This is a genomic window from Marilutibacter spongiae, from assembly GCF_014145325.1.
Classification (GTDB): domain Bacteria; phylum Pseudomonadota; class Gammaproteobacteria; order Xanthomonadales; family Xanthomonadaceae; genus Marilutibacter; species Marilutibacter spongiae.
In genome coordinates, this window is sequence record NZ_JACHTF010000020.1 from 54,531 (window position 1) to 73,956 (window position 19,426).

Genomic DNA, 19,426 nt, shown 5'->3' on the forward strand with positions numbered 1-19,426 from the left:
ACTCGGTCGCCGGCAGGTGCAGGGTGGACTTGTAGGGATTGGCGGGGGCGTCGGTCACGCTTGGGCTCGCTGTGGGTGCTTCGTCAGGAGGGCGCGCGCCTGCTCGGCATCGCGGTGCATCTGCGCGACCAGGGCCGGCAGGTCGTCGAACTTTTCCTCGTCGCGCAACTTGGCGACGAACTCGACCTCGATCCTGCGACCGTACAGGTCGCCGTCGAAATCGAACAGGTGGGCTTCGAGCAAGGGCTCCACGCCGTCCACGGTCGGACGGGTGCCGAGGCTGGAGACCGAGGCCATCGGTCCCTCGCCCACGCCATGCACCCACGTGGCGTAGATGCCCGACAGCGGCGGTGTCTTTCCGCCGAAGCGGTTGTTCGCGGTGGGATAGCCCAGGGTGCGGCCGAGCTGCTGGCCGCGCACGACCCGGCCGCCGATGGCGTACGGGCGGCCGAGCAGTCGCGCGGCGACGGCGAATTCGCCCGCGACCAGGGCCGCGCGGATGCGGGTGGCCGAGACGCGCTCGCCGTCCAGCATGACCGGCTCGATCTCGCCGGCAACGAAACCGTGCGCACCGCCCAGCCGGTGCAGGGTGTCGATGTCGCCCGAGCGCGCCTGGCCGAAGCGGAAACCGGGCCCGACCCAGACTTCCCGGGCGCCCAGGTGGCCCACCAGCACCTGCTCGACGAAGGCCTCGGCGGACAGTCGGCTCAAGCGCGCGTCGAAGCGCAACAGGCCCACCGCATCGACGCCGAGCGCGAGCAGGCCATCGGCCTTGGCCCGCGCCGACAACAAGCGCGGCGGCGGCGATGCCGGGGCGAAGAATTCGCGTGGCAAGGGCTCGAAGCTGACGGCGACCGACGGCACGGAAAGCGCATGCGCGCGCGCCACCGCGTGGCGCACCAGCGCACGATGCCCCAGGTGGAGGCCATCGAAGGCGCCGATGCAGACCACACTGCCGTGCGGGCACCGGGGCCCGCCGTCGACGTCACGAAACAGCCTGCTCATAGAACCCGGCAGTATATAGGGCGCACGCGCCGCCCGTCCGCCCTGGCCACGCCGCGGTTCAATGCCGCAGGTGCCGGGGGCGCAGCCCCATCAGCAGCAGCGTCGCGGCGTAGGCGCCGCCCCCGGCGGCGACGGCCGCCAGCAGCCAGAGCCAGCGGTCGGCCATCGGCAGCAGGCCCCACGCGCCCACGTGGGCGCGCACGGCAAGCACCGCCGCGGCCATGGCCACCAGGGCCACGCCGATCCGCAGGAGCCAGCGTCCCCAGCCGGGCTGCGACCGGTACAGGCCCTGCTGGCGCAGGTAGCGCCAGAGCAGCGCGGCATTGAGGATGCCCGCCAGCGCGCTGGCGGCGGCGATGCCCACGTGCGCCTCGGCCACCCCCATCATCCACAGCGGCGTGACCAGCGCGATGGTCAGCACCACGTTCGCGACGACGGTGATGATGGCCGCGCGCATCGGGGTGCGGGTGTCCTGGCGGGCGTAGAAGGCCGGCAGCAGCACCTTGCTGAGCATGAAGGTGGGGATGCCCACGCTCATCGCCGTCAACGCCACTCCGACCATCCGCGAGTCCTCGGCGGTGAACGCCCGGCGCTGGAACAGCGACGCGGTGAGTGGCTCGGCCAGCAGTGCCAGGCCGACGGCGGCCGGCACGCCGATCAGCAGGACGATCCGCAGGCCCCAGTCGAGCGACTTCGAGTATCCGGCCTCGTCGCCGGACGCATGGTGGCGCGACAGCTGGGGCAGGATCACGGTGCCGATCGCCACGCCGAACAGGCCAAGGGGCAGCTCGGTCAGGCGGTCGGAGTAGTACAGCCAGGACTGCGCCGCGGGCACCAGGAGCGCCGCGAACATGGTGCCCACGAGGACGTTCACCTGGGCCACGGAGGAGGAGAACACGGTCGGCAGCATCAGCCGAGCGACCTTGCGCACGCCGGCATGTCGGACGTCGAAGCGCAGTCGCGGGCGCAGGCCCAGCCGCCCCATCGCCGGCCACAGCACGAGCACCTGCAGCACGCCGGCGGCGAGCACGCCCCAGGCCATCGAGGCCTCGGGCACGGCCAGGCGGTCGGCCAGCAGCCACATCGCCGCGATCATCGCCAGGTTGTGCAGGACGGGCGTCAGCGCCGGAAGGCCGAAGTGGCGGAAGGTGTTGAGCACCCCGCCCGCGAGCGCCGTCATCGAGATGAACACCAGGTACGGGAACGTGATGCGCAGCATCTCGGCCGTCAACGGGATGGTCTCGGCGTCCGCCGGCGCCAGTGCGAGGAACAGCCGCGCGATCCACGGCGCCGCCAGCACGCCCAGTGCGCTGACGACGACCACGACCGCGAACAGGGCGCCGGCGACGTGGTTGAGCAGGTCCTGCAGGGCCTCGTCGTCCCCCTTCTCCTTCATCTCCGACAGCACCGGGACGAAGGCCGAGGAGAACGAACCCTCGGCGAAGATTCGACGCAGGTAGTTCGGGATCCGGTAGGCGACCACGAAGGCGCTCATGCCCGGCCCGGCGCCGAACAGGCTGGCGGTGACCGCATCGCGCACGTAGCCGGCGATGCGCGAGATGAAGGTCATCACGCTGAACACCGCGGTCGAACGCAGCATCCCCCGCTCGCGCCGGGGCGGGCGCGAGCCCGGACCCGTGCCGGGCGAGGCCGGTGGGCCCCCGGGCAGCCCCCCGGCGCCGGCCTGCAGGGGGGTCTCCTGAACGGTCTTGTCAGGCATGTGAAGCCCCCGGGGTCGCGGAGTTGACGCAAGCTACTGAATTGCTCATAATTTCCTGTCTACTTGCCCGGTTAACCGCCCGCAAGTCCTGCTCCAAGACATACACCCCTTCCAGTTCCAAACTTCAAATAATTCCAGGAATACGCCGTGGCTAACATCAAGTCCGCCAAGAAGCGCGCCAAGCAGACCGTCGTGCGCAATGCCCGTAACGCCAGCCAGCGTTCGATGCTCCGCACCTACGTCAAGAAGGTGCTCAAGGCTCTGGGCGAGAACGACGCCGCCGGCGCCGAGTCCGCCTTCGCCGCCGCCCAGCCGATCATCGATCGCTACAGCGCGCGTGGCCTCATCCACAAGAACAAGGCTGCCCGCCACAAGAGCCGCCTGAACGCCCGCATCAAGGCGCTCAAGGCCGCCTGACCGGATACCCGGGCCAGCATCCGCGCCACGATACACCGTGGCGCGAACAAGAAAGCCGGCGAACGCCGGCTTTTTTGTTGCCCTCGCCCAGGCTGGCGCCCGTTGCCCGCGTGCCAACCCGCTGGCGCGCCGGCGTGCCAGAGGCGGAACGACCGCCGTGCAGGCGCCTTCCGCCCGCACGGGCCCCTGCGCCTGCGGTCGCAGGACAGGCGCGGACGCCGCCGGCTCCACGGGCGCCGCGCTCAGTCGTCGCTTCGCGTCGACGCGGCCGCCTCGGCCGCGGCCTCGGCAGCCTCTTCGGCCTGCCGGTCGAAGAAGGCCATCACGTCCTTCATGACCGGCCAAGTGCCCTCGCGGCCGATCGCGGAAACCCGGTACCAGCGGTCCGTCCAGCCCAGCTCGTCGATGATGCCGCGGGCGACCTCGTCCTGCTCTTCCTCCAACAGGAGGTCGGACTTGTTGAGGATCAGCCAGCGCGGCTTGCGCAGCAGTTCGGGGTCGTGCTTGCCGAGCTCGTGTTCGATGGCGCGCACCTGCTCGGCCGGGCTGACACCCTCCACGCCGCCCTCCATGGGCGCCATGTCCACGAGATGGAGCAGCAGGCGGGTGCGCTGCAGGTGCCGCAGGAACTGCGCGCCCAGGCCGGCACCGTCGGCGGCGCCTTCGATCAGGCCGGGGATGTCGGCGATGACGAAACTACGGTGCGCCTCGACGCTGACCACGCCCAGGTTGGGATACAGCGTGGTGAAGGGGTAGTCGGCGACCTTGGGGGTCGCGGCCGACACCGCCCGGATCAGCGTGCTCTTGCCGGCATTGGGAAACCCGAGCAGGCCGACGTCGGCCAGCAGCTTCAGCTCCAGCTTGAGCACGCGCTCCTCGCCCGGCAGGCCCGGAAGCGCCTTGCGCGGGGCCCGGTTCACCGAGCTCTTGAAGTGCATGTTGCCCAGCCCGCCCTTGCCGCCCTTGGCGACCAGCATGCGGTCGCCGTGCCGGGTCATGTCGCCGATCACCTCGTCGGTCTCGACGTTGGTGACCACGGTGCCCACTGGCACGGTGATGACGGTGTCCTCGCCGGCCTTGCCGTACATCTGCCGGCCCATGCCGTTCTCGCCGCGCTGGGCGCGGAACTGCCGCTGGTGGCGGAAGTCGACCAGGGTGTTGAGGTTCTCGTCGGCCACCAGCCAGACGCTGCCGCCGTCGCCGCCGTCGCCGCCGTCCGGCCCACCGAGCGGGATGAACTTCTCGCGACGGAAGCCCACGCAACCATTGCCGCCGTTGCCGGCGGAGACCTGGATTTCAGCTTCGTCTACGAGTTTCATTGGAGGGCCGTGATCGGTGATTCGTGAATGGTGATTGGACAACGACTGGCGAGCGCCTTGCCCGCCAGTTTATGCGAACGATATCGGCCCACGATGGGGGCTGGCCTGGCGGCCAACGGCACGAGCGGCGAAACGGCCCGCCCATCACCCATCACCCATCACGAATCCCGAATCACGTTCCAGAAAACGAAAAACCCCGCCGGGGCGGGGCCTTTCGCGGCATCGGCGCGGGGCGCCGGATGCCCGTGCTCAGTCGGCGATGACGCTGACGGTGCGGCGCTTCTTCGGACCCTTGGTCGAGAACTCGACCTTGCCGTCGACCAGCGCGAACAGCGTGTGGTCGCGACCCAGGCCGACGCCGGCGCCCGGATGGAACTGGGTACCGCGCTGGCGCACGATGATGTTGCCTGCGTCGATCGCCTGGCCGCCATAGATCTTGACGCCCAGCATCTTCGGGTTGGAGTCGCGGCCGTTGCGCGAAGAACCTACGCCCTTTTTATGTGCCATGACTGCTTCTCCTTACTTCTTGTCGCCACCGGCGATGCCGGTGATCTCGATTTCGGTGTAATGCTGCCGGTGGCCCATCTGCTTGCGATGGTGCTTGCGGCGGCGGAACTTGACGATGCGCACCTTGTCGGCGCGACCGTGGCCGATGACCTTGGCCGACACGACGGCGCCCTTGAGCTCGTCGCCGACCTTCACGCCATCGCTGTCGCCCAGCATCAGGACGTTGTCCAGCTTCAGCTCGCTGCCGGCTTCGACATCGAGGAGCTCGACGCGCAGGGTCTCGCCCTGCATCACGCGGTACTGCTTACCGCCGGTGACTACAACTGCATACATGACCAGATTCCTCTGTAGTTATTTTGGTCGCTGCCAGCCTGTTCAGGGCGGACAGAAGCGGAATTGTAGGACATCCGGCGCCCCGTCGCAATCAACCCCTGCCGGCACGGTCCGCCTCGCGGCCACGACGCGCACCGGATCGGGCGGATTGCGAAATCTGCTCGCTGAACCGCGGTCGACCCTTGTGTTTCGCGCACGGCGCGTTTAGGTTCGAGTCAGGAGCGGCAACAGGGGGTCGCTCGCTGACATTCAGGATTCCCTGCCCCATGGGGGGCATGGACCCGGCATTTTCGGCGAGGTATTCCAGAGTCATGGAGCATGGAGCTCACCGTCGCGCGGCCCAAGGCCCGACGGCGTCAGCGCAGACAGAAGGACCGGTGCCCGCGCGCCCCGTCGCTGCTGCATCCCTGTCCCACGCCCTGGACGACGCGGCGCAAACACGCGCACCCGGCCCCGCCCGATACCCGACTGACACCGCTGCACCTGGCCGCTCGCGCGGGCCGGCGCGGCGGCCACCGCGTTGCGCGTCGACGCGCCCCATTGGCGTCGATGCGGACTGGGCCCAAGGCACAGGGGGTGCCACGGGAGAAATGGACTTAAGAAAAGGATGCTCAACTCATGTCATCGAAGAACCATGCAGGCTCCAACCGCCCACGGAACATGAAGTGGACGGCGCTTGCGATCGCGACAGCGATCGTGGTGGCGCCGGCCGCCTACTCCGGCGCGAAACTCGAGAGCTTCAAGCGCCCCGTCGCCGCGACCAGCGCCAAGGCCGCCAGCCAGGTCCGGACGGACCGCTTCATCGTCACCTACCGCAATGCCCCGGGGGCCCGCGCCTCGGCCGCCTCGCGCAACCAGGGCCTGGCCACCGCGGCGCGTGACGCCGGCATCGGCATCCGCCCGATGCGCACGCTGAACAACGGCGCGGCGGTCATCAGGACCGACCGCAAGCTCGACCGCGCCGCCAGCAAGGCGCTGGCCATCGCGTTGATGAAGGACCCCAACGTCCTCAACGTCGAGCCCGACCGCCTGCTGACGCGGCAGTTCGTGCCCAATGACCCGGGCTACGCGCAGCAATGGCATTACCAGGCCGGCACCGGCGGCATCGACGCCGAGGCGGCATGGGACACGACCACCGGCGAAGGCGTCGTGGTCGCCGTGCTCGACACCGGCAGCACGCCGCACGCGGACCTGCTGGCCAACCTCATCCCGGGCTACGACTTCATCGACGATCCGGACGTGTCCGTCGATGGCGATGGCCGCGACGCCGACGCCAACGATCCGGGCGACTGGCACGACGGCGAATGCAACATCTTCGGCATCCCCGAGGACAGCAGCTGGCACGGCACCCACGTGGCCGGCACGATCGCCGCGGTCACCGACAACGGCGTCGGCGTGGCCGGCGTCGCGCATGGCGCCAAGGTCCAGCCGGTGCGCGTGCTGGGCAAGTGCGGCGGCTACATCTCCGACATCGCCGACGCGATCGTCTGGGCATCGGGCGGCAGCGTCGCCGGCGTGCCGGACAACACCACCCCTGCCGAGGTCATCAACCTGAGCCTGGGCGGTGGCGGCAGCTGCTCGGCGGTGATGCAGGACGCCATCGACGGCGCGGTCAGCCGGGGCACCACCGTGGTCGTGGCGGCCGGCAACAGCAGCTCGGACGTGTCGGGCTTCACCCCGGCCAACTGCGACAACGTGGTCTCGGTGGCCGCCACCGGCCCGGCCTACGCGTTCGCGGTGGACTACTCCAACTTTGGCGAAGGCATCGACGTCGCCGCCCCGGGCGGCAGCGGCGTGGCCCCGGCCGAGGACAACGTGCTGTCGACGCTCAACCTGGGCGCGCAGGGCCAGGAGGGCGACGGCTACGCGTGGTACGCGGGCACCTCGATGGCGGCACCGCACGTGGCCGGCACGGTCGCGCTGATGCAGTCGGTCGCGGCCAAGACGCCGGCCGAGGTCGAGGAGATCCTGGTCAACACCGCGTACGCGGCCAACGGCTTCCCGGACGGCTGCAGCTTCAGCAAGCCCTGCGGCTCGGGCGTGATCAACGCGCGCTACGCGGTCGCGGTCGCCTCCGGGGCCGAACCGCTGCCGGAGGCGCCGCCGGAGCCGCCGCCGCCGCCGCCGGCCACCGAACTCGAGAACGGCGTCACCGTCACCGACATTGAGGTCGGGGCCGATGGCACCGTCCGCTACCAGCTGTCCGTGCCCAACGGGGCGTCCAACCTGCTGTTCGCGATGTATGGCGGCGAGGGGGACGCGGACATCTATGTGCGTCATGGCGCCGAACCGACCGATACCGCGTACGACTGCCGTCCGTTCTCCTTCGGCAACGACGAGACCTGCTTCTTCCCGACGCCGGAAAGCGGCATCTGGTATGTGACCATCAAGGGCTACACGGACTCGAGCGGCATCTCGCTGTACCCGAGCTTCGTCGACCCGGGTTGGCCGCGGGCGCTGGCCGCCGAGGCCGAACAGCTCAACAACCACCGCACCCGGGTCAACCTGAGCTGGGACGAGGGCGCGAAGTTCGTCGACCTGTACCGCAACGGCGCGATCCTCAAGACCGTGCGCAACAAGAAGCACAGCACCACCGACACCTTCCGGATCATCGGAAGCGGAACGATGAGCTACAAGGTGTGCAACAACGGCACCCTGGAGTGCTCGGACGAAGTCTCCATCGACTACGCCTCGCAGAAGCGTCGCAGCCGCTGAAGCCTTCACCTGCAACACGGCGTCCCAGGACGCCAGGACGGGGGCCCGCAAGGGCCCCCGCTCCATCCGGGGATGCAGGCCCCGGTCACCGACACCCGAGCTTCCCCCCAGGAGTAGCGCATGCCCCAACGTTTCCCCCTTCGTCCCCGACGCTTGCCCCCACGGCTCGGCTGGGTCCCGTTCCTGCTGCTGGCGACCCTGGCCTTCGCCGGGTGCGACCGGGGCGCGGCGCCGGACGCCGGCGCGCCCGCCCAGGCGACCACGCCCGCGGCCGAAGAGGACGTGGACGACGCCGTCGCGTCGGCGCTGCCACCGCCCTCAACCCAACGCGCATCGAGCCTGAACATCACCAACAACAGCGGCGCGATCCGCTACGATGGCCGCATCGACAGCGCTTCGCACCGCGATGCAATCGACCGTGCCTTCGCCGACATCTTCCCGGCCGGGCAAGCCAGCGGCAGTGTCGCGGTCGACCCCGATGCCAGCCCGCCGGACTGGATCGACGGCCTGGAGGGCTTCCTGGCCGGTTTCAACGTCAGCGGTACCGGCTTGCGCTTCGACGGCAACCGGATCGAGCTGACCGGCAAGGTCGACCCCGACACCCGCGCGCGCCTGACCGATGCCGCCCGCGAACACTTCCCGGACGCCGAGTTGGGCGGGCTCTTCATCGGCGCAGAGGACGATCCCGCCCTGGCGGCGCTGGCCGCGCTCGGCCCCGATGCCAGCGTGTCCGAGCTCGAGAGCAGCCTCAACGGCATGACGGTGGCCTTCGAACCCGACAGCGCAAAGCTCTCGGCCTCCAGCCTGGCCGTGCTGGCCCAGGCCGGCCAGACCATCGCCGCCATGCCGCGCGACCGCCGGGTCGAGATCGTCGGCAACGCCAGCGCCAGCGACGACCCCGCCTTCGACGAGCGCCTGGCCCTGCAGCGCGCCGAGGCGGTCAAGGTGCAGTTGATCGTCAACGGCGTGGGCCCCGGCCAGATCCGGACCTCGGCCCATCCGGGGCAGGCCGGGGACGGCCCGGCAGCGGCCGACAGCGTCGGCTTCCGCGTCGCCGACTGAATCCATCGGCACCGCCCCTCGGTCCCGGCGCCCTGCCTGAACGCAAGGCGCCGGCGCGGACCCGCGGGGCCCGCCCGGTTTGTTCGTGGGGATTTGCCCCCATATCGGTCTACCGATACGCTCGTCTGTTCGCCGCCGCATCGCCTGGCGCGCGCGCCCCGTCCCGGGGGGGCGTGCAGGCGTCGCGGTCGACGGGTACCCCCACGACCATTGCAGGCCCCCACCCACGCATGGATACCATCCGCATCCGCGGTGCGCGGACGCACAACCTCAAGAACATCGACCTCGACCTGCCGCGCGACAAGCTGATCGTGATCACCGGCCTGTCGGGCTCGGGCAAGTCTTCGTTGGCGTTCGACACCATCTACGCCGAAGGCCAGCGCCGCTACGTCGAGTCGCTGTCGGCCTACGCCCGGCAGTTCCTGTCGGTGATGGAGAAGCCCGACGTCGACCACATCGAAGGCCTCTCGCCGGCGATCTCGATCGAGCAGAAATCGACTTCGCACAACCCACGCTCCACGGTCGGCACGATCACCGAGATCTACGACTACCTGCGCCTGCTCTACGCACGCGTGGGCACGCCGCGCTGCCCGGACCACCACTATCCGCTCGAGGCGCAGACGGTCAGCCAGATGGTCGACCAGGTCATCGCGCTGGCGGACCGGCCCGAGACCGCCGAACAGCGCTACATGCTGCTGGCCCCGGTGATCCGCGAACGCAAGGGCGAGCACGCACAGGTGTTCGAGCAGCTCCGGGCACAGGGCTATGTCCGGGTGCGGGTCGACGGCGAGGTGCACGAAGTCGACGCGGTGCCGACGCTGGCGCTGCGCCAGAAGCACACCATCGAGGCGGTCGTCGACCGCTTCCGCCCGCGCGAGGACATGAAGCAGCGCCTGGCCGAATCCTTCGAGACCGCGCTCAAGCTCGGCGACGGCATGGCCGCGGTGATGTCGCTGGACGTCGCCGATGCCGAGCCCTTGCTGTTCTCCTCGCGCTACAGCTGCCCGGTCTGCGACTACGCCCTGCCCGAGCTCGAGCCGCGGCTGTTCTCGTTCAATTCCCCGGTGGGCGCCTGCCAGCACTGCGACGGCCTGGGCGTGGCCCAGTTCTTCGACCCGGCACGCGTGGTGATCCATCCCGAGCTGGCCCTGTCCGCCGGCGCGGTGCGCGGCTGGGACCGTCGCAACGCGTATTACTTCCAGATGATCCAGTCGCTGGCCAGGCACTACGGCTTCGACGTGGACACGCCCTGGCAGGAGCTCGGCGAGGCGCACCGCCAGGCCGTGCTCTTCGGCAGCGGCGACGAGCAGATCGCCTTCACCTACCTCACCGATGGCGGCAGCAGCCGGCAACAGCGCAAGCACCGCTTCGAGGGCATCGTGCCCAACCTGGAGCGCCGCTACCGCGAGACCGAATCGCCGGCCGTGCGCGAGGAGCTGTCCAAGTACATCAGCGAGCGCCCCTGCCCCGACTGCGGCGGCGCGCGCCTGAACCGCGCGGCGCGCAATGTCTTCGTCGGCGAGCATCCGCTGCCGGAGATCGTGGTGTTGCCGGTCGACGACGCGCTCGCGTTCTTCAAGCGCCTCGAGCTGCCCGGCTGGCGCGGCGAGATCGCGGTCAAGATCGTCAAGGAGATCGCCGACCGGCTGCGCTTCCTGGTCGACGTCGGCCTGGATTACCTCACCCTGGAACGCAAGGCCGACTCCCTGTCCGGCGGCGAGGCGCAGCGCATCCGCCTGGCCAGCCAGATCGGCGCCGGCCTGGTCGGGGTGATGTACGTGCTGGACGAGCCTTCGATCGGCCTGCACCAGCGCGACAACGAACGCCTGCTCGGCACCCTGACGCGCCTGCGCGACCTGGGCAACACGGTGATCGTGGTCGAACACGACGAGGACGCGATCCGCCTGGCCGACCACATCCTCGACATCGGCCCCGGCGCCGGCGTGCATGGCGGCGAGATCGTCGCCCAGGGACAGTTGCAGGACGTGCTGGAAGCGCCGCGCTCGCTGACCGGCGCCTACCTCAGCGGCCGCAAGCGGATCGAGGTCCCGGCCAAGCGCACACGCCCCAACCCAAAGGCGACCCTGCACCTGCGCGGCGCCACCGGCAACAACCTCAAGGACGTCGACCTCGACATCCATGCCGGACTGCTGACCTGCGTCACCGGCGTTTCCGGCTCGGGCAAGTCGACCCTCATCAACGACACGCTCTACGAGATCGCGGCCAACGACCTCAACGGCGCTTCGCGCACGCCGGCGCCGTATCGCTCGATCGACAACATGGACCTGTTCGACAAGGTCGTCGACATCGACCAGTCGCCGATCGGCCGCACCCCGCGCTCCAACCCCGCGACCTACACCGGCCTGTTCACGCCGCTGCGCGAACTGTTCGCCCAGGTGCCGGAGGCGCGTGCGCGCGGCTATGCCGCCGGGCGTTTCAGCTTCAACGTGCGCGGCGGCCGCTGCGAGGCCTGCCAGGGCGACGGCCTGATCAAGGTCGAGATGCACTTCCTGCCCGACGTCTACGTCCCCTGCGACGTCTGCGGCGGCAAGCGCTACAACCGCGAGACGCTGGAGATCCTCTACAAGGGCTATTCGATCCACGACGTACTGGAGATGACCGTCGAGGACGCGCTCGGCCTGTTCGAGGCGATCCCCTCGATCGCGCGCAAGCTGGAAACGCTGATCGACGTCGGCCTGAGCTACATCAAGCTGGGCCAGAGCGCGACCACGCTGTCGGGCGGCGAGGCGCAGCGCGTGAAGCTGTCCAAGGAGCTCTCCCGCCGCGACACCGGGCGCACGCTGTACATCCTCGACGAACCCACGACCGGCCTGCACTTCCACGACATCGAGCACCTGCTCGCGGTCCTGCACCGCCTGCGCGACGACGGCAACACGGTCGTGGTGATCGAGCACAACCTGGACGTGATCAAGACCGCCGACTGGATCGTCGACCTGGGACCGGACGGCGGGCATCGCGGCGGTACCATCCTGGCCACCGGCACGCCGGAGCAGATCGCGGCGCTGCCGCACTCCCATACCGGCCGTTTCCTCGCGCCCCTGCTCGAGGCCCCCGGCGCACGCAGCGACGACGCGGATGCCAAGCCTGCGCCCCGGCGCAAGGCGAGTCCCGCGACGCCCACGAAGCCGAAGAAGGCAACGAAAGCGGCGAAAGCCGCAAAGGCCACCAAGGGCGCGAAGCGCGCCAGCGGGAAGACCTCCTGATGAGCAAGCGCAAGAAGAGCGAAGCAACGGATGCCGGGCAGGAGACGTCCGGCGACGCGACGGTCACCAAAGACGGCGACAAGGCCGCCAGGCCGGCCCGCAAGGCGCCCGCGCGCAAGAAGGCCACGCGACCGGCGAAGAAGGCCGCCGCGAAGAAGGTCGCACCCAACAAGAAGGGCAAGGACGCGGACAAGGCCCGCGAGCGTGATGCGGGCATGGCGCCCCCGGGTGCGGAACGCGTCGCCGACGCGGCGCCTGCGACGGCGGACGCCGCCGGTGGCGCTGCCCCCGGCGTCGAGGTACCTGCCGCCGTCCCGCCAGGCGCGGGCGAGGCAGCCGCGTCCTCGCCCCGCGTGCTGCAACGCATGCCGATGTCGGTGCGCTGGAACGACCTCGACGCATTCAACCACGTCAACAACGCGCGTTACCTCACCTACCTCGAAGAAGCACGCCTGCGCTGGATGATGGGCCTGCCGGGCCTGGGCCTGGACGACGACGTGGCCCCGGTGGTCGCCGCCGCGCACGTCAACTACAGGCGGCCGATCGAATGGCCGGGCGACGTCGACATCGAACTGTTCGTCGAGCGCATGGGCACCACCAGCGTGAGCATCGGCCACCGCATCGTCGCCGCGCGCGACCCCGGGGTGCTGTATTGCGACGGGCACGTCGTGCTGGTGTGGATCGACCGCAACACCGGCCGCGCGGCACCGCTGCCTGCCGGCGTGCGCGAGGCCTGCCAGGCCTGAGCGGCTCCGTGAACGACGCATGTCCGCGGGCGCAGACGGCGCGCGGACATCGGCCTATGATATGAACAGGCCGAGAATGGAGTTCGCGATGCATCGTCCCCTGTCACTGCTGGCAGCCGCCTGCCTGTTGGCCGCATGTTCGCAGCCCGAGCCCGGTGGCAAGGCCGCCAAGTCCCGGCTCCCCGCGGAACCCGCGCGCAGCGCGAAGGCGGACCGGCCCGCGGACAGCGAGGACACGGACGCATCGACGCGGCTCACGGTCTACAGCGGCGACTACGATGCGCTCGGCCAGCTTACCCAACCCATGCCCGGCATGCCCGGCTACGCCCTGGTCGAGCGGCCGCTGCGATACACGCTCGCCGCGGGCAGCAACGCGGTCACCGCCACCAACGTGTCGCCGGCGATGGACGTCGAGGCGGCCCTGCTGCAACCCCGCAGCCCCGGCGTGGGCGTCGTCGCGCAGCGCTACATCGGCGCCCTGTCCGGCACCCAGGACGTGCTTGCGCGCGCGATCGGCATGAAGATCGCCGTCGAGCACACCTCGGGCGGCGCCAAGCAGACCGACAGCGGTACCCTGCTGGCGGCCAACGACGGCCTCAGCCTCGCCTTGAACGATGGCCGCATCAAAGTCATCCACGACTACGACAACTTCAGCATCATCGACGCCGGCGACGCGTTGCCACGCGAGGCCGCGCTGCAGTGGACGGTCGAGGCCGAGAAGGCCGGCGATGCCGCCTTCGTGCTCGGTTATCCCATGGGCGGGATGGCGTGGCGCGCCGAGTACCTGGCGCGGATCACCCCGGGCAAGGGCTGCCAACTCGCGCTCGATGGCGCGGCACAGGTCTCCAACCGCTCGGGCGTGACGTTCTCCAACGCACGATTGACCCTGGTCGCCGGCGAGCCACGGCGCTCCGTCACGGGCGGGGGCGCGCGCTACCGGGAGATGGCGTACGCCGATGACTACGCCGCTGCCGCGCCCGCGGCGGCACCGCCACCCCCCGTGGAACGACAGTCGGGCGAGTACCACGCGTACGAACTCCCCGGCACGAGCCGCGTCAGCAACGGCGCCACCGAGCGCCTGCCGCTGTTCGCCGCGCGCGACTCGGTGGCCTGCGAGCGGGTCTACCTGCTCGATGGCGGCGAGCCGGGCTGGATCCCGGACCGCCCGCAACTCGCCCCGCGCGCCTCCGGCGCCACCGGCAAGCGGCCCGTCGTCGCGTCCGTGGTCATCCAGAACACGGAGGACGCCGGCCTGGGCCGCGCCCTGCCCGCCGGCCGCGTGCGCGTGTTCGACGGCGACGATTTCCTCGGCGAGTCGCCGCTCGGGCACACCGCCAACGGCGAAGAGATCCGCCTGCAGGTCGGCACCGCCTTCGACCTCTCGGCCGAGCGCGAAGCGACGGCCTTCAGCGTCGACCGCAGCGGACGCACGATCACCGAGTCGTTCGCCATCGAGCTGCGCAACGCCAAGCAGGAGGCCGCGACGGTTCGCGTGATCGAACCGCTGCCGCGCTGGCGCGACTGGGAACTGGTCGACAGCAGCGTTGCCGCCGACGCCAAGGGCGCGCAGAAGGTCGAGTTCCTCGTCCCGGTGCCGGCCGAAGGCACCACCACCCTCACCTACACGGTCCGCTACCGCTGGCCCCGGGAGCTCAATCCATGACCTGCGTCGACACCCTCCACCATGGCGACCTGGTCGAGCTGCGCCTGGCGCGCTCGCCGGTCAATGCGCTCAATCCCGCGCTGTGCACCGACCTGCGCGACGCGCTCGACGCGGCCATCGACGGCGGCGCGCGCGGCGTCGTGCTCAGCGGCGGCCCGAAGGTGTTCTCCGCCGGCCTGGACGTGCCCTACCTGTTGTCGCTCGGCGACGATCGCGCGGCGCTCAAGGCGGCGTGGCAGTCCTTCTTCGATGCCGCGCTCGGCCTTGCCGAATCGCCGGTTCCCGTGGTGGCGGCCATCGCCGGGCATGCCCCGGCCGGCGGCTGCGTGCTGGCGCTGTGCTGCGATTACCGGGTGATGGCCTCCGGCCCCTACCGGATCGGCCTCAATGAAACCCGGGTCGGCCTGGCCGCGCCGGAAGGCATCCAGCGCCTGATGCGGCGGGTGGTGGGCACGTATCGCGCCGAGCGCCTGCTGGTCGCCGGCGAAATGGTGGAAGCGTCGCAGGCCCTGGATTTCGGCCTCGTCGACGAGCTCGTCGGCATCGACGAGGTCGCCCAGCGGGCGTTGATCTGGCTGCGCGAACTGGTCTCGCTGCCGCGCGAGGCGATGCTGCTGACCCGCCGCATCGCGCGCGCGGACGTGATCGAAGCGATGCAGCCCGAACTGATCCAGCTCGACCGCTTCCTCGATGGCTGGTACTCCGAAGGCACCCAGCAGGCCCTGCAGGCGCTGGTGGCCAGCCTGCGCAAGTAGGCCCGAAGCCGCGGCGATCCGTCGCGACCCGACTCAGTCGCCGGTCGCGACGGGGCGGGACGGGTCTTCGATCCAGCCGCTCCAGGAACCGGTGAACAGGCCCGCGCCATGCAGGCCCGCATGCGCCATCGCCAGCAGGTGGTGGCAGGCGGTGACACCGGACCCGCACATGACCACCACGTCGCCGGGAGGGGTGTCGCCCAGCAGGGACCGGAACTCGTCGCGCAGGGTGCCGGCCGGCTTGAAGCGCCCCTGGTGCAGGTTCAACGCATACGGCCGGTTGACCGCGCCCGGCACGTGGCCGGCGACGCGGTCGAGCGGCTCGACCTCGCCGCGGAACCGCTCGGCGGCACGCGCATCGACCAGCATCCCGCCCCGGTCGAGATGGGCCTGGACGTCGCCGGCGTCGAACAGTCGCGAATCGTCGAAAGCGCGCCCCGGAGGATGGTCGATGCGTTCCCGCGGCCGCGCCTCCCCGCTGGCCACGGGCAGGCTCTCGGCCCGCCAGGCGTTCCAGCCGCCGTCGAGCACCGCGACGCGTTGGTGGCCCAGCACGTGCAGCATCCACCACAGCCGGGCGGCGGCAAGCGCGCCGTCCGCGGCGTCGTAGACCACGACTTGGTGCTCCGGGGCGATGCCCCATTCGGCCAGTCGGCCCTCGAAATCGCCTGCCGCCGGCCACGGATGCCGGCCCTGTCCGCGCAGGCGGTGGTCCGACAGGTCATGGTCGAGGTCGGCATGCCGGGCGCCCGGGACATGCGCCTGCAGGAAACGCGCCCGGGCGGCGCCGGGACTGCCGAGGTCGGCGCTCGCATCGATCACCACCAGGCCTTCGTCGCCCAGCCGGGGCAGCAACTCGCGGGGCTCGACGAGGGTCGTCCAGGCTTTCACGCGGTGGCCTCCAGTCGTTGGCGGAAGTTCAACAGCATCGACGCGGTCGCGCCCCATATCCGCTGACCCGGGTAACGATACTCCAGCACCCGCCGCTCGCGACCGCGGTACTGGACGACGTGGTGGCCGAGGCTGGCCGGATCGAGCAGGTAGTCCAGTGCGACCTCGAATACCGTGTCGACCTCGCCCGGGTCGGGCACGGCGACATAGTCCGCCGCGATTCCCGCGACCACGGGCAACACCCGGAAACCGGTGATCGTCACGAGGGGATCGAGGAAGCCCAGTGGCTGGATCTGCGGCGGACGCAGACCGATCTCCTCGCCCGCCTCGCGGATGGCCGCCGCAGTCGCATCGCGATCGGAGGGCTCGATGCGTCCCCCGGGGAAACTCACCTGTCCGGCGTGGTGGCGCAGCGAATCGGTCCGTCGCGTCAGCAGGACCTGCAGGCCGCTGTCGCGCGGCACGAGGCCGACGAGCACGGCGGCCTGGACCTGGATGCTGTCCGCCGGCAACAGGTCGGCGACTTCGTCGCGGTTCCAACCGGTGCCCGTCGGCTCACCGTGCAGTGGGTGGAGCGCCGCGACGATGCGGGAGAACGGTTCGGGCGTGCGCGGGGGCGCGGACGCGTTCACCCCCGCGCGGCCTCGCGTCCGGGCAGCACGGTTTCCATCAGGTGCAGGCGCTCGTCGTCGTTCATCTGCGACCAGCGGGCGATTTCCGCGGTGCTGCGCAGGCAGCCCTCGCAGAAACCGGCCTCGTCGAGGCTGCAGACGCCGATGCAGGGACTGAGCACGGCACGGAATGCTGGATTCATGGCAACAGGGTATCAACTGTGGGAGGCGACCCGGCATGCGATCGCGACGCAGGGCGTCGGACGGCACCCTGGCCGGCCCCGGACAGCAGAAGCGCCGGCAGGGCCGGCGCTTCTGGACTGGCCGGGCCGGTCCGGTGCACGCAGCGCCGGACGGCCAGGAGCAAGGGCGCATGCGCGCCCGGCCGGCTTACTTGACCGAGACCAGCTTGATCTCGAACTGCACCGCCACGTTCGGCGGGAACGGCGTGCGCGGGTCGGCCCCGTAGGCCTTCTCCGGCGGCAGGGTCACTTCCCACTTGGAGCCGGCCGGCATCTGCAGCAGCGCTTCGCGCATGGCCGGCATCTCGATCTCGCTGAGCTTCATCGGCGGGATGGTCTGGGCCGGGCGCGCCGGCGTCGGGCGCTCGCCCCACGCGTACGGACCGGCGACCTGGAGTTCCACGGTGCTCGCCTGGGTCGGCTTGGCGCCGTTGCCCGTTTCGATCACGCGGTACTGGATGCCGCTGGGCAGGGTCTTGACGCCCGACTTGGCCTTGTTCTGGGCCAGGAAGGTGTCGCTCTTGGCCTTGTTGGTGGCGGCGGCCTGGTCCCACTCGGCCTTGGCCTTGGCCTGCTGGCGCTGCTGCATGTTCTGCACCGCGCTGCGCAGTTGCTCGACCGGCACGGCCGGCTGGCTCTTGGCGTAGCCGTCCTGCAGGCCCTTGATGACGGTATTGAGATCGACGGCTTCACCGCTTTCGATCGCGTTACGACCCAGGTCGTAGCCCAGCGCGTAGCTCAGCTTGCCTTTCTCAGACGATGTGTCCTGAGCGGCGGCATTGCCGACGGTCAGCACCAGGGCGGTCACGGCGACCGCGAGAAAACGCAACTTCATTCGGTAAAACCTCCGGTTTGTGGCACGGGATCCCGCGACGGGGCGAACTACTTCGGTTTCGATCGCAGGGGGTACCGCTCATGGGATCCGCCAGTCGTGCAGGCCTGATCGGACGCGCTAGGATAGCGGCGCACTGGCTTAACTGCCACTGACACCGCGTACTCTGACCGCGCGCCCCGCGGCGAGTTCCCGCGCGGCGATGCGCCGCAGCGCCCGCGGTGGCGCTCCGGCGCGTCGATTCCGCCCCCCATTCGACAAGGACACCCGTTCACATGCCTGAATCGTTGCTGTTGAAGACCCGCCACGACGCGGTCCTGCAGATCACCGTCAACCGGCCCGACAAGCTGAACGCGCTCAACGCGGCGACCCTCGACGCGCTGGATGACGCATTCGCGGAAGCCGCCGCGGACGAGGGCGTGCGCGCCATCGTCCTGACGGGCGCCGGGCCCAAGGCCTTCGTTGCCGGCGCGGACATCGCCGAGATGAACACCCTCACCCCGGTGCAGGGCCGCGATTTCTCCCAGCGCGGGCAACGCATGATGCGTCGGATCGAGCAGATGCCCAAACCGGTGATCGCGATGGTCAACGGCTTCGCGCTCGGCGGCGGGCTCGAGCTGGCGATGTGCTGCCACCTGCGCATCGCGGCCGACAGCGCCCGGGTCGGGCAGCCCGAGATCAACCTAGGGCTCATCCCCGGTTTCGGCGGCACCCAGCGCCTGCTCCGCCTGGCCGGGCGCGCGGCGACGATGGAACTGTGCCTGCTGGGCGCCCCGATCGACGCGCAGCGGGCACTCGGACTGGGCATCGTCAACCGCGTCGTCCCGGCCGCGGAGCTGGAAGCCGAGACGCTCAAGCTCGCCGCGCAACTGGCCGCTTCCGCGCCGTTGGCGATGCGTGGCGTGATCGACTGCCTCAATGTCGGCGGGTCGTGCGGCATCGAGGAGGCGCTCGAGTACGAGACCGCGCAGTTCGCCCTGATGTTCGCGACCGAGGACATGCGCGAAGGCACCACGGCCTTCCTCGAGCGCCGCAAGCCGGGCTTCAGCGGCCGCTGATGGCCGACGCGCCCTGCCCCTGCGGTTGTGCGGCGCCTGCGGGCGCGCGGGCCCACGCGGTCAGCGCGGCCCTGGCCATCGACGACCTGGACGTGGCGATCGAGCAGGGACTGGCCGACATCGAGGCCTGCCCGGCATGCACGCCCGGGTGCCGTCGGCGCCTGCTCGGCGCCAAAGCCGGCCGCCTCGCGGCCTGGGCGGCACGCGAGCGCCATCGAGCGCGCGAGGCCCGACTGCGCAGGCTGGCCGCCGCGCGCGCCGCGCGGCGTGCGATGCCGGCATCGCCGGGCGGCGAAAGCAAGCGGGCACCCTTGCCGGGCGCGGCG

16 protein-coding genes and 1 pseudogene are annotated in these 19,426 nt (G+C 70.4%); 9 read left to right on the top strand and 8 right to left on the bottom strand.

Features of this window, described 5'->3' with window-relative positions; all coding sequences use genetic code 11:
* Positions 1–54: 54 nt before the first annotated feature.
* Together H4F98_RS15230 and murJ are read right to left on the bottom strand one after the other, a co-directional pair.
* Positions 55–1,005: a bifunctional riboflavin kinase/FAD synthetase gene (locus tag H4F98_RS15230; protein ID WP_182688691.1), complete on the bottom strand. Its 951-nt coding sequence runs from the start codon at positions 1,003–1,005 to the stop codon at positions 55–57.
* Between the two features lie 58 nt (positions 1,006–1,063).
* A complete protein-coding gene (murJ, locus tag H4F98_RS15235) occupies positions 1,064–2,605 on the bottom strand; it encodes a murein biosynthesis integral membrane protein MurJ (RefSeq protein WP_182688692.1) in 1,542 nt (513 codons plus the stop codon).
* Between the two features lie 267 nt (positions 2,606–2,872).
* On the opposite strand from murJ, the gene rpsT reads away from it, so the two are divergent.
* Entirely contained in the window at positions 2,873–3,142 is a 270-nt protein-coding gene (gene rpsT / locus H4F98_RS15240) for a 30S ribosomal protein S20 (protein WP_141517742.1), read from the top strand.
* Positions 3,143–3,384: 242 nt separating this feature from the next.
* Here the strand turns inward: rpsT and cgtA are convergent, their stop codons facing one another.
* The 3 genes from cgtA to rplU all read right to left on the bottom strand — a co-directional run bounded on the left by cgtA (position 3,385) and on the right by rplU (position 5,301).
* Positions 3,385–4,461 carry an Obg family GTPase CgtA gene (gene cgtA / locus H4F98_RS15245; protein WP_182688693.1) on the bottom strand — a complete coding sequence of 359 codons (1,077 nt, stop codon included), beginning with the start codon at positions 4,459–4,461 and terminating at the stop codon, positions 3,385–3,387.
* Between the two features lie 249 nt (positions 4,462–4,710).
* The gene (gene rpmA, locus H4F98_RS15250; RefSeq protein ID WP_141517744.1) at positions 4,711–4,968 is read right to left on the bottom strand and encodes a 50S ribosomal protein L27; all 258 of its coding nucleotides are present in this window, start codon (positions 4,966–4,968) and stop codon (positions 4,711–4,713) included.
* Between the two features lie 12 nt (positions 4,969–4,980).
* Positions 4,981–5,301 carry a 50S ribosomal protein L21 gene (gene rplU / locus H4F98_RS15255; protein ID WP_141517745.1) on the bottom strand — a complete coding sequence of 107 codons (321 nt, stop codon included), beginning with the start codon at positions 5,299–5,301 and terminating at the stop codon, positions 4,981–4,983.
* 618 nt (positions 5,302–5,919) lie between these two features.
* On the opposite strand from rplU, the gene H4F98_RS15260 reads away from it, so the two are divergent.
* The 6 genes from H4F98_RS15260 (at position 5,920) to H4F98_RS15285 (ending at position 15,466) form a co-directional block, all read left to right on the top strand.
* A complete protein-coding gene (locus tag H4F98_RS15260; RefSeq protein ID WP_182688694.1) occupies positions 5,920–8,016 on the top strand; it encodes a S8 family peptidase in 2,097 nt (698 codons plus the stop codon).
* 120 nt (positions 8,017–8,136) lie between these two features.
* Positions 8,137–9,078, top strand: coding sequence for an OmpA family protein (locus H4F98_RS15265; protein ID WP_182688695.1), 942 nt, complete (start codon positions 8,137–8,139; stop codon positions 9,076–9,078).
* Positions 9,079–9,308: 230 nt separating this feature from the next.
* Positions 9,309–12,302 (top strand): excinuclease ABC subunit UvrA, encoded by a 2,994-nt coding sequence (uvrA, locus tag H4F98_RS15270; protein ID WP_182688696.1) that lies wholly within the window; start codon positions 9,309–9,311, stop codon positions 12,300–12,302.
* A gap of 365 nt (positions 12,303–12,667) precedes the next feature.
* Positions 12,668–13,048 carry an acyl-CoA thioesterase gene (locus tag H4F98_RS15275; RefSeq protein WP_182688705.1) on the top strand — a complete coding sequence of 127 codons (381 nt, stop codon included), beginning with the start codon at positions 12,668–12,670 and terminating at the stop codon, positions 13,046–13,048.
* 88 nt (positions 13,049–13,136) lie between these two features.
* Complete coding sequence (locus H4F98_RS15280) at positions 13,137–14,711, top strand: DUF4139 domain-containing protein (protein ID WP_182688697.1); 1,575 nt, start codon at positions 13,137–13,139, stop codon at positions 14,709–14,711.
* Positions 14,708–15,466: an enoyl-CoA hydratase/isomerase family protein gene (locus tag H4F98_RS15285; protein ID WP_182688698.1), complete on the top strand. Its 759-nt coding sequence runs from the start codon at positions 14,708–14,710 to the stop codon at positions 15,464–15,466. Before H4F98_RS15280 ends, H4F98_RS15285 begins: the two co-directional genes overlap by 4 nt.
* A 33-nt stretch (positions 15,467–15,499) precedes the next feature.
* On the opposite strand, the gene H4F98_RS15290 is transcribed toward H4F98_RS15285, so the two are convergent.
* The 3 genes and pseudogenes from H4F98_RS15290 to H4F98_RS15300 all read right to left on the bottom strand — a co-directional run bounded on the left by H4F98_RS15290 (position 15,500) and on the right by H4F98_RS15300 (position 18,045).
* The gene (locus H4F98_RS15290) at positions 15,500–16,357 is read right to left on the bottom strand and encodes a sulfurtransferase (RefSeq protein WP_343064778.1); all 858 of its coding nucleotides are present in this window, start codon (positions 16,355–16,357) and stop codon (positions 15,500–15,502) included.
* Positions 16,354–17,171: pseudogene (locus H4F98_RS15295) on the bottom strand (NUDIX hydrolase). Before H4F98_RS15295 ends, H4F98_RS15290 begins: the two are co-directional and overlap by 4 nt.
* Before the next feature lie 187 nt (positions 17,172–17,358).
* Entirely contained in the window at positions 17,359–18,045 is a 687-nt protein-coding gene (locus H4F98_RS15300; protein WP_182688700.1) for an FKBP-type peptidyl-prolyl cis-trans isomerase N-terminal domain-containing protein, read from the bottom strand.
* Positions 18,046–18,317: 272 nt separating this feature from the next.
* Between H4F98_RS15300 and H4F98_RS15305 the strand changes: the two genes are divergently transcribed.
* Positions 18,318–19,100, top strand: a complete 783-nt coding sequence (locus tag H4F98_RS15305) for an enoyl-CoA hydratase/isomerase family protein (RefSeq protein WP_182688701.1) — start codon at positions 18,318–18,320, stop codon at positions 19,098–19,100.
* The coding region (locus tag H4F98_RS15310) for a hypothetical protein (RefSeq protein WP_220479243.1) at positions 19,100–19,426 on the top strand (327 nt) is incomplete at its 3' end. The genes H4F98_RS15305 and H4F98_RS15310, both read left to right, overlap by 1 nt.

Coding starts and splice junctions, on each gene's coding strand:
- H4F98_RS15260 (WP_182688694.1), top strand. CDS start 5,920: ATGTCATCGAAGAACCATGCAGGCTCCAACCGCCCACGGAACATGAAG.
- H4F98_RS15265 (WP_182688695.1), top strand. CDS start 8,137: ATGCCCCAACGTTTCCCCCTTCGTCCCCGACGCTTGCCCCCACGGCTC.
- murJ (WP_182688692.1), bottom strand. CDS start 2,605: ATGCTGCGTTCGACCGCGGTGTTCAGCGTGATGACCTTCATCTCGCGC.
- H4F98_RS15305 (WP_182688701.1), top strand. CDS start 18,318: ATGCCTGAATCGTTGCTGTTGAAGACCCGCCACGACGCGGTCCTGCAG.
- cgtA (WP_182688693.1), bottom strand. CDS start 4,461: ATGAAACTCGTAGACGAAGCTGAAATCCAGGTCTCCGCCGGCAACGGC.
- H4F98_RS15230 (WP_182688691.1), bottom strand. CDS start 1,005: ATGAGCAGGCTGTTTCGTGACGTCGACGGCGGGCCCCGGTGCCCGCAC.
- H4F98_RS15280 (WP_182688697.1), top strand. CDS start 13,137: ATGCATCGTCCCCTGTCACTGCTGGCAGCCGCCTGCCTGTTGGCCGCA.
- H4F98_RS15275 (WP_182688705.1), top strand. CDS start 12,668: ATGCCGATGTCGGTGCGCTGGAACGACCTCGACGCATTCAACCACGTC.
- H4F98_RS15285 (WP_182688698.1), top strand. CDS start 14,708: ATGACCTGCGTCGACACCCTCCACCATGGCGACCTGGTCGAGCTGCGC.
- rpmA (WP_141517744.1), bottom strand. CDS start 4,968: ATGGCACATAAAAAGGGCGTAGGTTCTTCGCGCAACGGCCGCGACTCC.
- H4F98_RS15300 (WP_182688700.1), bottom strand. CDS start 18,045: ATGAAGTTGCGTTTTCTCGCGGTCGCCGTGACCGCCCTGGTGCTGACC.
- rplU (WP_141517745.1), bottom strand. CDS start 5,301: ATGTATGCAGTTGTAGTCACCGGCGGTAAGCAGTACCGCGTGATGCAG.
- uvrA (WP_182688696.1), top strand. CDS start 9,309: ATGGATACCATCCGCATCCGCGGTGCGCGGACGCACAACCTCAAGAAC.